Origin of the sequence: Limnohabitans sp. (assembly GCF_046052765.1) — a bacterium.
Classification (GTDB): Bacteria; Pseudomonadota; Gammaproteobacteria; order Burkholderiales; family Burkholderiaceae_C; genus Limnohabitans.
In genome coordinates this window covers 37,875-52,373 of record NZ_JAVLFQ010000063.1, presented here as the reverse complement: position 1 = coordinate 52,373, position 14,499 = coordinate 37,875, and the positions used below count along the sequence as shown (strand labels likewise).

Annotated in this window: 14 protein-coding genes; 7 read left to right on the top strand and 7 right to left on the bottom strand. The window is 52.5% G+C overall.

Features of this window, described 5'->3' with window-relative positions; translation table 11 throughout:
* Positions 1-74: 74 nt before the first annotated feature.
* From purH to dusB, 3 genes are read right to left on the bottom strand one after another with little or no spacing between them, the layout of a single operon-like run.
* A complete protein-coding gene (gene purH / locus AC9UG7_RS08805; protein ID WP_509586673.1) occupies positions 75-1,649 on the bottom strand; it encodes a bifunctional phosphoribosylaminoimidazolecarboxamide formyltransferase/IMP cyclohydrolase in 1,575 nt (524 codons plus the stop codon).
* A gap of 42 nt (positions 1,650-1,691) precedes the next feature.
* Complete coding sequence (locus AC9UG7_RS08800) at positions 1,692-1,925, bottom strand: helix-turn-helix domain-containing protein (RefSeq protein WP_509586670.1); 234 nt, start codon at positions 1,923-1,925, stop codon at positions 1,692-1,694.
* On the bottom strand, positions 1,922-2,953 hold the full coding sequence (dusB, locus tag AC9UG7_RS08795; RefSeq protein ID WP_509586667.1) for a tRNA dihydrouridine synthase DusB: 1,032 nt from the start codon (positions 2,951-2,953) through the stop codon (positions 1,922-1,924). Before dusB ends, AC9UG7_RS08800 begins: the two co-directional genes overlap by 4 nt.
* A gap of 152 nt (positions 2,954-3,105) precedes the next feature.
* On the opposite strand from dusB, the gene AC9UG7_RS08790 reads away from it, so the two are divergent.
* Entirely contained in the window at positions 3,106-3,582 is a 477-nt protein-coding gene (locus AC9UG7_RS08790) for a YqaA family protein (protein ID WP_509586665.1), read from the top strand.
* A 5-nt stretch (positions 3,583-3,587) separates the two neighbouring features.
* Here the strand turns inward: AC9UG7_RS08790 and ychF are convergent, their stop codons facing one another.
* A complete protein-coding gene (gene ychF / locus AC9UG7_RS08785) occupies positions 3,588-4,679 on the bottom strand; it encodes a redox-regulated ATPase YchF (protein ID WP_509586662.1) in 1,092 nt (363 codons plus the stop codon).
* 88 nt (positions 4,680-4,767) lie between these two features.
* Here ychF and AC9UG7_RS08780 point away from each other — a divergent pair, with 88 nt between their 5' ends.
* The 3 genes from AC9UG7_RS08780 to AC9UG7_RS08770 are packed head-to-tail and all read left to right on the top strand — an operon-like array spanning position 4,768 to position 8,398.
* On the top strand, positions 4,768-5,886 hold the full coding sequence (locus AC9UG7_RS08780) for an FAD-dependent monooxygenase (protein WP_509586659.1): 1,119 nt from the start codon (positions 4,768-4,770) through the stop codon (positions 5,884-5,886).
* 17 nt (positions 5,887-5,903) lie between these two features.
* Positions 5,904-6,629, top strand: coding sequence for a DsbC family protein (locus AC9UG7_RS08775; protein ID WP_509586657.1), 726 nt, complete (start codon positions 5,904-5,906; stop codon positions 6,627-6,629).
* Positions 6,626-8,398 carry a M61 family metallopeptidase gene (locus AC9UG7_RS08770; protein WP_509586655.1) on the top strand — a complete coding sequence of 591 codons (1,773 nt, stop codon included), beginning with the start codon at positions 6,626-6,628 and terminating at the stop codon, positions 8,396-8,398. Before AC9UG7_RS08775 ends, AC9UG7_RS08770 begins: the two co-directional genes overlap by 4 nt.
* A gap of 7 nt (positions 8,399-8,405) precedes the next feature.
* Here the strand turns inward: AC9UG7_RS08770 and paaK are convergent, their stop codons facing one another.
* The 3 genes from paaK to AC9UG7_RS08755 are packed head-to-tail and all read right to left on the bottom strand — an operon-like array spanning position 8,406 to position 10,938.
* The gene (gene paaK, locus AC9UG7_RS08765; protein WP_509586653.1) at positions 8,406-9,704 is read right to left on the bottom strand and encodes a phenylacetate--CoA ligase PaaK; all 1,299 of its coding nucleotides are present in this window, start codon (positions 9,702-9,704) and stop codon (positions 8,406-8,408) included.
* Complete coding sequence (gene paaI, locus AC9UG7_RS08760) at positions 9,701-10,141, bottom strand: hydroxyphenylacetyl-CoA thioesterase PaaI (protein ID WP_509586651.1); 441 nt, start codon at positions 10,139-10,141, stop codon at positions 9,701-9,703. Before paaI ends, paaK begins: the two co-directional genes overlap by 4 nt.
* A gap of 2 nt (positions 10,142-10,143) precedes the next feature.
* Positions 10,144-10,938 carry an enoyl-CoA hydratase-related protein gene (locus tag AC9UG7_RS08755; RefSeq protein ID WP_509586649.1) on the bottom strand — a complete coding sequence of 265 codons (795 nt, stop codon included), beginning with the start codon at positions 10,936-10,938 and terminating at the stop codon, positions 10,144-10,146.
* Between the two features lie 93 nt (positions 10,939-11,031).
* Here AC9UG7_RS08755 and AC9UG7_RS08750 point away from each other — a divergent pair, with 93 nt between their 5' ends.
* From AC9UG7_RS08750 to AC9UG7_RS08740, 3 genes are read left to right on the top strand one after another with little or no spacing between them, the layout of a single operon-like run.
* The gene (locus AC9UG7_RS08750; protein WP_509586647.1) at positions 11,032-11,811 is read left to right on the top strand and encodes an enoyl-CoA hydratase; all 780 of its coding nucleotides are present in this window, start codon (positions 11,032-11,034) and stop codon (positions 11,809-11,811) included.
* Positions 11,812-11,836: 25 nt separating this feature from the next.
* Positions 11,837-12,850: an alpha/beta hydrolase gene (locus AC9UG7_RS08745; RefSeq protein WP_509586645.1), complete on the top strand. Its 1,014-nt coding sequence runs from the start codon at positions 11,837-11,839 to the stop codon at positions 12,848-12,850.
* A complete protein-coding gene (locus AC9UG7_RS08740; protein WP_509586643.1) occupies positions 12,823-14,484 on the top strand; it encodes a long-chain fatty acid--CoA ligase in 1,662 nt (553 codons plus the stop codon). The genes AC9UG7_RS08745 and AC9UG7_RS08740 overlap by 28 nt, the downstream gene beginning before the upstream one ends.
* The last annotated feature ends 15 nt before the right edge of the window (positions 14,485-14,499 follow it).

Here is a 14,499-nt window from a genome sequence, read left to right as displayed (position 1 = left end):
TATAAGAGACAGCAATTGGTATCTGACCCCGATTATCTGACCCCGATTAACATCTCAAAGTTACTTTTGCACATTCAATGCCTAAAGTGCCTCACCCCCGTGAATACCATGGCCACGCCTCTTTCATTCGCCGCGTCAATCACTTCTTGATCGCGCATAGAACCGCCGGGTTGAATCACGCAAGTCGCGCCCTCGTCCACTACCACGTCCAGCCCATCGCGGAACGGGAAAAACGCATCGCTCGCCACCACTGTGTTTTGCAATGACAAACCCGCATGCCCTGCCTTGATGGCGGCAATCCGCGCTGAATCCAAGCGGCTCATCTGACCCGCGCCCACACCCATGGTCATGCCGTCGGCGCAAAACACGATCGCGTTACTCTTGACGTACTTGGCCACCTTCCACGCGAACAACAGGTCTTGCATTTGCGTCGCGCTAGGTTGCTTGGTGGTCACCACTTGCATATCGTTCAAAGACAAATGGTGATTGTCAGCGGTTTGCATCAGCAAGCCCGAACCCACACGTTTGACATCCAATAAGTTCAAACCATTCGCCCAAGGCGTATTGCCACCCGGCGGCAGCGCGATTTGCAACACGCGCACATTCGCTTTGGCTTGCAATTGAACCAAAGCGTCGCCCATGAAAGACGGCGCGATCAATACCTCCACAAACTGTTGCGCCAGTGCTTGCACAGTGGCCAGATCGACCGGGCAATTGAACGCGATGATGCCGCCGAAAGCCGATGTTGGGTCGGTCTGATAAGCCTTTTTGTAAGCGGATAAGGCGTCTTCAGCCACCGCCACGCCGCAAGGATTGGCGTGTTTAACAATCACACAAGCCGGTGTGTCAAAACTCTTGACGCATTCCCATGCCGCGTCCGCGTCTGCGATGTTGTTGTAAGACAGCTCTTTGCCTTGCAACTGACGCGCTGTCACGAGTGAGCCGGGTGCCGGGTCAGCGTCGCGGTAAAACGCCGCCAGTTGGTGCGGATTCTCGCCATAACGCAAGTCCTGCAGTTTGACAAAACGGCCATTCGCCTGCGCAGGAAACAGACTGCGTTGCTCACTTGCCAAGTCCAGCGAAGATAAATAATCGCTGATGGCGCCGTCGTACATGCTGATGCGGTTGAAAGCTGCCACGGCCAGTTTGAAGCGCGTGATGTCACTCAAGCCCTGGTGCTCGCGCCACTCGTCTATCACCGATGGGTATTGCGAGGCATCGGTCAACACCGCCACATGCTTCCAGTTTTTGGCGGCGCTGCGCACCATGGCGGGGCCGCCTATATCTATATTTTCAATCGCATCGTCCAGTGTGCAATCGGGCATAGCAACTGTGGCTTCAAACGGGTACAAATTGACCACCAGCAAGTCGATGGTTTCAATGCCGTGGTCCTGCAAGGCTTGCATATGTGCAGGCATATCACGCCGCGCCAGCAAGCCGCCATGCACTTTGGGATGCAAAGTTTTGACACGTCCGTCGAGCATTTCAGGAAAACCTGTCAGATCGGCCACTTCGCGAACTGGCAAACCTTGTGCGGCGAGTAACTGGGCTGTGCCGCCTGTGGAAATCAAATGTATGCCCATGCCATGTAATGCTTGAGCGAGTTCTACAACACCGGTCTTGTCAGACACGGAAATCAATGCATTCATGGTGACAACTTTCTCAGTGGCAAACACGCCGTTGAATCAGGTTCAAAGTAATTTGTGATCGCTCAGTTTTTTTCGCAAGGTATTGCGGTTCAGGCCAAGCCAAGAGGCAGCACGAGATTGGTTTCCATCCGCATGTTTCATGACCACATCAAGCAATGGCTTTTCCATGACTTGAATCATCATGTCATGCAATTGATCGGGTTCGGCCCCACGCAAGTCCTTGAAGTAAGCCTCAAGACTGTGGCGCACCACCTCTTCAATTTGTTTTTTGCTCATGTGTATGTCTCCAGAACGGGTTCTGATTTTGTGTAGTGCAAACGGTCTGAGTGTTGCCCCAGTTGTTCAAAATAATCTGCCACAGTTGCTAATTGGCGGTCGCAGTCCTCTATGCCATTCAGGGTGCGCCTGAAGGCTTGTGCCTCAGGCAATCCATGTGTGTACCAGCCTATGTGCTTGCGCGCACTGCGAACACCGATGTAGCTGCCGTACAAGCTGTAATGGTCTTGCAAATGGTGCAGCAACAGGCGTTGCACCTCAGCGACCAAGGGAGACGCTAGCAAGGTGCCGTGCGTCAAGAAGTGTTGAATTTCACGGAATATCCATGGTCGTCCTTGGGCAGCGCGACCGATCATCACCGCATCTGCGCCGGTGTATTGCAGCACTTGCTGTGCTTTTAAGGGTGAATCTATGTCGCCGTTGGCAACCACAGGCACGCCGACTGCTGCCTTGACCTGCGCGATGGTCTCGTACTCGGCCTGCCCGCTATAGCCTTGCTCGCGGGTGCGCCCATGTACCGTGATCATTTGCACACCAGCGGATTCGGCTTGTTTGGCCAGCGACACCACGTTGCGCTGATCAGCACGCCAGCCAGTGCGCATTTTCAAAGTGACGGGCACGCCGTATGGCTTGGCGGCATCGACCACGGCTTGAACAATGCCCATGGCCAAGGATTCGTCCTGCATCAGTGCCGAACCCGCCCATTTGTTACAGACTTTTTTGGCGGGGCAACCCATGTTGATGTCAATGATTTGAGCACCGCGTTGGATGTTGTAGACCGCAGCGTGGGCCATCATGTCTGCGTCTGTGCCAGCAATTTGCACTGCAATCGGTCCAGCTTCACCATCGTGATTGGCACGGCGCGAAGTCTTCAAGCTGTCCCACAAGTCTTTGCGCGATGTCACCATTTCGCTGACCGCATATGCCGCGCCGAGTTGCTTGCACAACATGCGAAACGGCCGGTCGGTCACACCAGCCATGGGTGCGACAAACACGTTGTGGGTTAATTCGAAAGAAGCGATGCGCATGCAGTTAAAACAGGTGTGCTTAAAAAGGAGGCACGATTCTAGCGGCGTGAATAGGTTTTTGTGTAAGAGATTGCGATAGATTTTTATATTTTTTAAATGGCGTGATTAAGTGTGTATTTTTGATAGCCGTAGCGAGACTTACACTGCATCTCATGGAAAATTTTTTTCAAACCCTATTGACAAACTTGTCGCAGCCCGAGTATGGATTGATTGTTTTATTTGTTGCTTCACTGCTGGCAGCAACCTTGTTGCCATTGGGATCAGAGCCCTTGTTGCTGGGATTGATTGCACTCAACCCCACGTTGTTATGGCCAGCGCTTGTCGTAGCCACCATAGGCAACACACTAGGTGGTGTTGTCGGTTGGTGGATGGGCTTGGGTGCTGAGCGCTGGATGGCAAAGCATTTACATCAAGACAAAGTCACGCACCACATGCGTGCATTGCGTTTGCTCGAACGTGCAGGGCCCGTGGCGTGCCTGGGCGCGTGGTTGCCTGTCATTGGCGATCCTCTGTGCGTGGTGGCAGGCTACTTGCGTCTGCCTTTGCTGCCATGCACTATTTACATGGCCATAGGCAAGGCTGTGCGCTATGGCGTATTGGTGTTCGGTTGGCAGTGGTTGATGGTGTGATTGAATCAACTGCTGAACAAAAAGTTCATCACATCGCCGTCTTTCACCACGTATTCTTTGCCTTCGGCGCGCATCTTGCCCGCGTCTTTCGCACCTTGTTCACCTTTGAATTGAATGAAGTCATCAAAAGAAATGGTTTGGGCGCGGATATAGCCCTTTTCAAAATCAGTGTGAATCACGCCTGCTGCTTGCGGGCCGGTGTCGCCCACGCGAATGGTCCATGCGCGCACTTCTTTCACGCCTGCAGTGAAATAGGTTTGTAAACCCAGCAAGGTATAGGCCGAGCGGATCAATCGATTCAGTCCAGGTTCGGATTGACCGAGTTCTGCCAAAAACATATCGCGGTCTTCGTCGCTCATCTCGCTCATTTCAGCTTCGAGTTTGGCGCTGATGGCAACCACGGGCGCATGCTGCGAATGGGCAAATTGCGTGAGGCGATCCAGCATCGGGTTGTTTTCGAAACCGTCTTCGGCCACGTTGGCCACAAACATGGCGGGCTTGGCGGTGATCAGAAAAAACTGTTTGACCGCCAGTTTTTCTTCCTTGCTGAAATCTATGGTTCGCACCGGCTTGGTGTCGTTCAATGCGACTTGACAGCGCTCCAAAATCGCAACGAGTTTGGCGGCCTCTTTGTCGCCAGAACGCGCGGTTTTTTGGTGGCGATGAAGCGCTTTTTCCACGCTGCTCAAATCAGCCAGACACAACTCGGTTTGAATTACTTCAATGTCGGAAATAGGATCCACCTTGCCAGCCACATGAATCACGTTGTCGTCTTCAAAGCAGCGCACCACATTCACAATCGCATCGGTTTCACGGATGTGCGCTAAAAACTGGTTGCCCAAACCTTCACCAGTGCTCGCGCCCGCGACCAATCCTGCAATGTCAACAAACTCCACAATGGCAGGAACGATACGCTCGGGTTTGACAATCTCAGACAACTGGGCCAAACGTAAATCAGGCACTTCAACCACACCGACATTGGGCTCGATCGTGCAAAACGGGTAGTTTTCAGCCGCAATGCCTGCTTTGGTCAGGGCGTTGAACAGGGTGGACTTACCGACGTTGGGCAAGCCCACAATGCCGCATTTCAAACTCATGGCTGTTTCCTTGGAAAGCTAAAGCGCAATTTAGGGTTGTGCGCAAAGCTTGAAATTCTACGGCCAGCCAACTCCTACAATGGATTGCATGTCTACATTCTTTGATATTTGTATTCGCGGCAGCGGCGTTGTGGGTAGCACCTTGGCCTTGCTGCTGGCGCGGCAACGGCTTCGTGTTGCGCTGGTGGGCAAACCCTCTGTCGCCTCTGATGTGCGTGCATTTGCGCTGAATGCACACTCACGAGAACTGCTCAGCGATCTGCGCTGTTGGCCGGATAGCTTGCACGCCACGCCAGTTCAATCCATGCAGGTCTGGGGCGACACCAACGGCAGTGTGCAATTTCAAGCGCCTTCTTTCAACGGTTTGACCCACATCGTCGACGTCGGTGCGTTAGAAAAAATGCTGGCCGACGCCATCTCTTTTCAACCCGCCATAGAACGCATTGATACGCCTGTGCAAGCCACACTCACAGTAGTGTGTGAAGGAAGGCATAGCAGCACGCGCCAAGAACTGGGTATTGCCTACGAGTCCCTGCCCTATGCGCAACATGCGCTCGCAACCCGGGTTCGCTGCGAGAAGCCGCACCGTCAACAAGCGCTTCAATGGTTTGCGCATTCCAATGGTGAGCTAGATATATTGGCTTTGTTGCCGCTGGGCGGCACTGGCGGAACCGAAGCAGCCGTTGTCTGGTCCATGTCATCGGCACGTGCGCTGACACTCCAAACATCCACCACCGAACAACTGTCGCAATTGCTCACGCATGCCAGCCACCAAATGCTGGGTGAACTGCAAGTCAGCAGCGAAGCACAGATCTGGCCTTTGACCTTGGCCAAAGCTTTACATTGGAGCGGATGCATGGCCGATGGTGGAACTTGGGTGCTGGCAGGAGACGCCGCACACAGCATTCATCCGTTGGCGGGTTTGGGTCTGAACCTGGGTTTGGCCGATGTCAGCGAATTGGCTGCGGTATTGAAAACTAGAGAAACTCAAGCGTATTGGTGCTCTTTGGATGACAGGTATTTATTGCGACGCTATGAACGCGCCCGCAAAGCAAGCATGCAAGCTACTTGGCTGGCTTGCGATGGTCTGCAACGATTGTTTAACCATCCCAACCCCATGGTGCAAAGTCTGCGCAACTGGGGGTTGAATGGTTTTAACCAAATCAATCCATTGAAACAATGGGTCATGCAAATGGCCATGCGTTGATCACACTTAGGATTCACATGTTCAATTTTTCTCGCTCCCAGCTGTTATTTTTTTTCTGTGGTTTGGTATGTACTGTTGCTGTGTGGGCGCAAGGTGAAGAAGCGGTGATACGCAAAAATCTAAAAGAACGGATGCCGCAAATCCAGCCTATCGATGAGGTGAGACGCACACCCATGCCGGGTTTGTTTGAACTCAGAGTGGATGGCACTGAGATTTACTACACCGATGCCACAGGAAATTTTCTATTCCAAGGTCAACTGATTGATGCCCGCACCCAGCGCAACCTGACCGATGAACGCATACAAAAAATCAGCGCCATCGATTTCAAAGCCTTGCCCTTGAAAGACGCCATCACTATCGTGCGTGGTAATGGCGAGCGCAAACTGGCTGTGTTTGAAGACCCGAATTGCGGCTATTGCAAACGCTTTGAGCGCGACTTGGCCAAACTTGACAACATCACGGTGTATTTATTTTTATACCCCATCCTAGGCAAGGACTCAATGGAAAAATCCAAATCGATTTGGTGTGCGAAAGAACCCGCCAAGTCGTGGCAAGACTGGATGCTGCGCGATCAATCGCCAGTTGCCGCCAATTGCGACACGACGGCTTTGAAACGCAATGTCGATTTCGGCCAGAAAATGAAAATCAGTGGCACTCCCACCAGTATTTTTGTGGACGGTACACGCATCCCCGGTGCTGTTGACATGGTGCTATTGGAGAAGCAACTGGGCAAGCATCCATGAAGTCCTCAGTCGCGCCTATTCACTATCAAGTAGTTGCACTTGATGTACACGCGCATCTTTGGCTAGTCACACTCACTATAGACCAGCCTCTTGCGTTGCAAACATTGCAAATGCCTGTGTGGATACCTGGCAGTTACATGGTGCGTGAATTTTCTAAACAGTTGAGCTTGATACATGCACACCAAGCAGGTCAGTTTTGCAAAGTGACGCAAACGGCCAAAGCCACTTGGCAGGTGCAGACAGCATTAAACAAGCCACTGACCATTCAGTACCAAGTGCATGCACATGATGCTTCCGTCAGAACTGCTTGGTTGGATACAAATCGCGGTTTCTTCAATCCCACCAGCCTGTGTGTGATCGCCTGCGGATACGAAGACCAACCCCACACTGTCCACATCGCATCACCGCTCGAACATCCCGATTGGCAACTTGCAACCGCCTTGACGCCCTTGAAAATCAACGCCAAGGGCTTTGGTGTTTACCAAGCGGCCAACTACGACGAGTTGGCAGATTCACCCGTTGAAATGGCGGCATTCTGGTCTGCGCGCTTCATCGCTCAAGGTGTTTCGCACCGCGTGGTTGTCAGCGGTGCAGCGCCTTCTTTTGATGGTGCGCGTTTGCTCAAAGATATACAAGCCATTTGCGAAACAGAAATTCATTTCTGGCACGCAAAAAGCAAACCGCCACATGACAGGTATGTGTTTTTGATCAATGCGGTAGCCGACGGCTACGGGGGGTTAGAACACCAACACAGCACCGCGCTCATTTGTAAAAGAGAGGATCTGCCGCGTGTGGAACAAGTCACTGCCAGTGACGGTTATGTCAGCCTCTTGGGTCTGATCAGTCATGAGTATTTCCACACATGGAATGTGAAACGCTTGCGCCCAGCGTCCTTCACCCGTTATGACTACACACAAGAAAATTACACCGACTTGCTGTGGTTTTTTGAAGGATTCACCAGTTACTACGACGATGTATTGCTGTGTCGCGCCGAATTGATTTCTCCTGCCGTATATTTGAAATTACTGGGCAAAACCATCAACCATGTGCTGCAAACACCCGGGCGAAAAATACACACTGTGGCGCAATCAAGTTTTGAAGCCTGGACCAAGTTGTACCTGCCTGATGCCAACAGTGCCAACCTGTCGGTGAGCTATTACGCCAAAGGTTCGCTGGTGGGCTTGTGTCTGGATTTGTCATTGCGTCAAATCGGCCACAGTTTGGATGAAGTGATGCGCGGTTTATGGAAGCGCTGCAAAGCAGGCCCCATGCATGAAACTGATGTACTTCAAGTGTTGAAAGACATCACCGGGCGCAGTTGGCAGCGCGAGATCAAAGCATGGGTGCATGGCACCGCCGACTTGCCCTTGCAAAATTTGCTCAGCGCTCAAGGGGTTGAAATCACGCAAGAAAAGGCGCCATTGGCTCAACAACTCGGATTGCGTGTACAAGAAAACCATGCGGTACAAATCAAAACTGTCTTGAGCCACAGTGTGGCGCAATCGGCTGGTTTTGCACCGGGTGATGAGTGGTTGGGCGTGACCGTCCATTTAAACAGCGGTAAGACCAGCGCCTGGCGTATTCATCGCATCGATCAATTGCCAGCCCTGCTTGGCAAACACAAATCATTTGAGGCGTTGGTTTCACGCGATGGACAGTTACTGCAATTGCCTGTGCGTTTGCCTGCTAAATCTCCATATGTATGGCGACTGGGCATCAAACAACCTACCCAAGTCGGTCAGTGGCTGGCGGGCAAACCTGCTCATTGAAGGTGTTTTAAGCTTTGCGTAAATCAAGCACGCGTTTGGCTTTGCCTTGACTGCGTTCGATCGCACCCTCATCACACAACTCCACCATCAAACTGCTGCCTATGTAAGCCTTAGCGTCCAGCATCAACGCTTGTGCGGCAGCCTGCGCCTCGGCAGATTGCAAGCTCAGACCGATACGCGTTTCCACTTTGACCAGCAAGTTATCTAACGGGCCGTCTTTGCTCAACACGCATTGGTAATGCGCGCTCAATGCCGAGTGACGCAATATGAGTTCCTCAATTTGTGTGGGAAACACATTCACACCACGCACAATCATCATGTCATCGCTGCGGCCCGTGATTTTTTCCATGCGGCGCATGGTTCTTGCGGTGCCCGGTAATAAGCGGGTCAAGTCGCGTGTACGGTAGCGGATGATGGGCATGGCCTCCTTGGTCAAACTGGTAAACACCAGTTCACCCAACTCGCCATCAGCCACGGGTTCACCCGTGTCGGGATGGATGATTTCAGGAAAGAAATGGTCCTCCCAAATGGTCGGTCCGTCTTTGGTTTCCACACATTCGCTGGCCACGCCGGGTCCGATAACTTCAGACAAACCGTAAATATCCACTGCATCCATGCCCATGCGTTGCTCAATGTTCAAGCGCATGTCATTGGTCCAAGGCTCTGCGCCAAAAATACCAATGCGCAAACTGCTATCGCGTGCGGACAGGCCTTGTCTTTCAAACTCGTCGGCAAGCGCCAGCATGTAACTCGGTGTCACCATGATGATGTCAGGCTTGAAGTCGTTGATCAATTGCACTTGGCGTTCGGTTTGCCCTCCGCCAAAAGGCACCACGGTCAGGCCGAGTTTTTCAGCACCGTAATGCGCGCCGAGTCCACCCGTGAATAAACCATACCCGTAACTGATATGCACCGTGTCACCAGGTCGTGCACCTGCCGCACGAATGCTGCGCGCCACACAATGCGCCCAGGTGTCAATGTCATTCAATGTGTAACCCACCACTGTGGGCTTGCCTGTGGTGCCACTTGAAGCGTGAATACGTGCAAGCTTGTCACGCGTGACCGCAAACATGCCAAAAGGATAACTGTCTCGCAAATCTGCTTTGGTGGTGAAAGGAAACTTCGCCAGGTCAGACAAGCTGCGGCAATCCTGCGGATGCACACCCGCCGCATCAAACTTGGCACGGTAAACCGGTGAATTGGCATAAGCGTGTGTCAAACTGGCTTTCAATCGCTTGAATTGAAGCGCGCGCAGTTCGTCCACGCTGGCTTTTTCAATGGGTTCTATATTGAATTGCGTTCTCATGTGTTCACCACTTGTCCTGAAATTTGTGCACTTTTGCCTCTGAACAATGCAATCACTTCTTCGTGCTGGTTAAGCACAGCCATGTCATAGACACCATGGCGTCCACTGAGCACTTGCTCAATGCCCGTGCAAGTCAGCACATCACCCAATTGCGCTGGTTTTAAAAACTCTATGCTGGCTGCAGCAGCCACTGCGTTTTTATTGTGACTGTTACAGGCAAAAGCAAATGTCGAATCTGCCAATGTGAAGATGAAGCCACCATGACATATGCCATGCCCGTTCAGATGCAGTTTCTTGACTTGCATGCGCATGCGCGCATACCCAGGGGCACAAAGCAGCAATTCCATGCCCATGGTGTGGCTAGAGGCGACATCTGCGGCAAACATGGATTGACCTACTTTGGCCGCCAGCACCTCAGGCGTGACAGATGTATCCATGCTTATTGACCGGTAAAACGTGCCGGACGTTTTTGCAAAAACGCAGTCACGCCCTCCATGTAATCATGGGTTTTTCCCAATGCGGATTGGGTGTCACGCTCGACATCGAGTTGTTGATTCAAACTTCTCGCACCGGCCTCGCGCAGCAACGCACGGGTAGCCACCAGTGCTTGGGTAGGCATGGCGGCCAGTGTGGTCGCCATTGCCATGGAAGCGGCGACACAGTCGTCAGCCACCTCCCAAATCATGCCCCATTCTTTGGCTTGGGCTGCAGGTAATTTGTCACCCGTCATCGCCAAAGCCATGGCACGCGCCAAGCCCAATCGTTCCACCAGGAACCAACTGCTGCCTGCGTCCGGTATCAAGCCAATTTTGCTGAACGCTTGTATGAAACTGGCCCCGGGTGCGGCGATGGCAATATCGCAAGTCATGACCAATGACGCACCTGCGCCAGCAGCGACGCCATTGACCGCGGCAATGGTAGGCATGCGCAGCTGCTGTAGCCGCCGCGTGGTGGGATTGAATGCCTGATCAATCACAGGCCCGGGGTCGGCTCGCTCGACCAAATTCGGACCATCAGCAAAATCGAATTCAGCCAAATCTGCACCCGCACAAAACCCACGCCCTGCCCCAGTGATGACCAGCGCACGAATATTTGCATCGGCTTCAGCCTGGTCCAGTGCAGCCCACAAATCATGGTGCATCTGGCGCGTGAAACTGTTGAGTGCCTGAGGACGGTTTAACGTGACTTTGGCTACGCCACCTTGGACTTCATACAAAACTGTGTTTTCACTCATGTCTGTCTCCTTTTTCAGGTAATTTAACACCCTGCCGAAAACCCATTCCTTGGTTATAGTTGCCAGCATTCCATCATCCGAACAGGGCTACACATGTCTTATGAATTCATCCAAGTGCACACCGAAGCAGACAAAGTGGGGGTGATCACACTCCATCGCCCGAAGCAATTGAATGCCCTCAGCCCAGAGTTGATGGTTGAATTGGGACTTGCACTCTGCGCTTTCGATGCGGATGCTGCCATCGGATGCATCATCATCACCGGCAGCGAAAAAGCATTTGCCGCAGGCGCTGATATCGGTGCCATGGCCACTTATACATTTGCCGATGTGTACAAGAATGACTACATCACCAAACACTGGGAAACCATACGCAGCATCCGCAAACCCGTGATAGCCGCCGTCAGCGGATTTGCACTGGGCGGCGGCTGTGAACTTGCGATGATGTGCGACTTCATCATCGCTGCAGACAATGCGCGTTTCGGGCAGCCTGAAATCAAACTCGCCATCATTCCCGGCGCAGGCGGAACACAACGCTTGCCGCGCGCGGTGGGTAAATCCAAGGCCATGGATATGGTGTTGACCGGGCGCATGATGAACGCAGACGAAGCAGAACGCGCCGGCCTCGTCAGCCGCGTGGTGGCTACAGACAAACTCATGGAAGAGGTATTGGCCGCGGCCTTGATGATTTGCAGCTATTCCCAAATAGCTGTCATGGCCGCCAAAGAATCCGTCAACCGTTCATTTGAAAGCGGATTAAGTGACGGCGTGATGTTTGAGCGCCGCATTTTTCACGCTCTGTTTGCCACGCAGGACCAAAAAGAAGGCATGGATGCGTTTGTCAACAAGCGTACCGCAGCTTTTAAACACCAGTAACTTCAACCCAACCTCAAAACCTGTCATGATCAAAACACAACTTTTTCGCCCTCAACTTGGACTTAGCCTTTGGAAGGTTCTGGCCGCTGTCATTGCAGTTCTTTTGGCAGTGATTCTGCTCGGACCCGTGAATGCATTCGGACCGGATACACCCACACCACGTCAAGCTCCACCTACCACCCTGAATGAACTCGACCCATGGCTGGCCAAGTCTGAATCGGTCTTCAAAGACCTGCGGCCGGGTACAGCCAAAGGCATAGTCTGGGCCGAAGGTGAGAAGCGTAAAACCGCTTGGTCGGTGGTTTACATACACGGATTTTCTGCCACCCGATTAGAGACTGCGCCCGTGGCTGATCAAGTAGCCAAAGCCTTGGGAGCGAATTTGTTTTACACACGACTCAGCGGCCATGGTTTAAACGGTGAGGCCATGGGACAAGCCACCGCACAAGACTGGATGGCTGACACACTCGAAGCGATTCAGATCGGACAAACGCTGGGAGACAAAGTGCTGGTCATCAGTTGCTCAACGGGTTCGACCTTGTCAAGCTGGCTGGGCACCACTGCGCAAGCCGATCAAGTCAATGCGTTTGTTTTTATATCCCCCAACTTCGGATTAAAAAACAAAATGTCAGAACTCATCAACGGCCCTTGGGGTAAGCAAATTGCTTATGCCGTTTCTGGCGAAACCATTTCATACGAGCAAACCGACCCGCGTGAAGCAGTTGCTTGGACAGGTTCATACCCCACCAAAGCGCTTTTCCCCATGATGGCTTTGGTTAAAAAAGTGCGAGACAGCGATTTGTCTGCGTTCAAAAAACCGCTGCTGGTGCTCTACAGTGCGGCAGACCAAACAGTAGATCCAGAAAATATCAAACAGGCCTTTGCCAGCATGGGTTCAACTCAAAAAACCATTGACGCTGTTGTCTATAGCCACAGCAAAGGTCAGCATGTGCTGGCGGGTGAGATTCGCGATCCAGAGTCTGTTGAGCCCATGGCCACTTCGATTGTGAAATGGACGACCAGCCTAAGCCATCCGTGACAGATTCCCGCATCACAAGCACCATGATGCCGGTGCACCTATCGCTCAATCATTTGCTTGATCGTGCAGGACATTTGTTTGCCAGCAATGAAGTGATTTCACGTTTGCCAGACAAATCTTATGTGCACCACACTTACGGAGACATTCACCGTCGTACCCGACAGTTGGCGCAGTCCCTGTTGAATCTGGGTTTGCGCAAAGGCGAACGGGTCGCCACTTTATGTTGGAACCACCATGTGCACCTTGAATGCTATTTCGGCATTCCTGCAGCAGGTGGCGTCATGCACACTTTGAATTTACGTTTGTCGCCTGAAGAGTTGGCATGGATTGCCAACGATGCAAAAGATCGCTTCTTGATCGTCGATGATGTCCTTCTGCCCTTGCTGGCCGAGTTCAAACATTTGTGCCATTTTGAAAAAATCATTGTTTTTCCATTTTCAACACAAGCCTATGCAGGTCCGGATCTGAATTACGAAGCCATGCTTGCAGACACTGACATTTCAAATTTTGACTATGTCAAGCACCACGAAGATGATGCAGTATCCATGTGCTACACCTCTGGCACCACCGGCAAACCCAAAGGCGTGGTGTATTCACACCGTTCCACGTTGCTGCATACCTTGGTCGGTTGCCTGGGGGATTTCTGGTCTTTGCGCAGTGCCGATGTGGTGCTACCAGTCACACCCATGTTCCACGCCAACAGTTGGGGTATCCCTTATGGCGCCATGATGATGGGCAGCAAACTGGTGTTTCCCGGCCCGCATTTGCATCCCGATGACTTGTTGGACCTGATGCAATACGCGCCACCGACGCTGGCATTGGGTGTACCCACCATCTGGATGGGTCTGATCCAAACCTATGAAGCCTCACTGCAATCCTCGCCCGGTCGTTGGACCTTGCCCGCGGGCATGCGCAGTCTGGTCGGCGGCGCAGCGGTGCCTGAGGCCTTGATCAGGGCTTTTGACAAACACGGCATCTGGATCATGCAAGGCTGGGGCATGACAGAAACCTCGCCGTTGTGTACGGTGTCGTACCCCAAATCAGAGTTTTCCAATGACAGCGCGGACCAACGTTACCAACGCGCCGCCATGGCCGGCGTACAAGTGCCATTGGTTGATTTACGGATTCGCACAGACGATGGACGCAATGCGCCATGGGACGGCAAGCAAGTGGGAGAAATTCAGGTTCGAGGACCGTTCATCACGGGCAATTACCACCAAGTGCCGGTGCATGAAGACAAGTTCACCGCCGACGGCTGGCTGCGCACTGGAGACGTCGCCAGTGTGGATGCCGCAGGTTTTGTACGCATCACTGACCGCACCAAGGACTTGATCAAATCGGGCGGTGAATGGATCAGCTCGGTAGACCTTGAAAACGCATTGATGGCACATGCATCCATCACAGAGGCTGCTGTCATTGCCATTCCCGACGACAAATGGAGTGAGCGTCCGCTGGCATGTGTGGTGATCAAACCAGGCCACACCTTGGTCGTGCCGGACCTGAACAACCATCTGTTGTCCATGGGATTTGCCAAGTGGCAGTTGCCAGACCGCTACCAAGTGATAGAAGCTGTTCCGCGAACGTCGACCGGAAAATTTTACAAATTAAAACTGCGCGAGATGTTTCCTGCTTGATGCCAATGCCTGTCT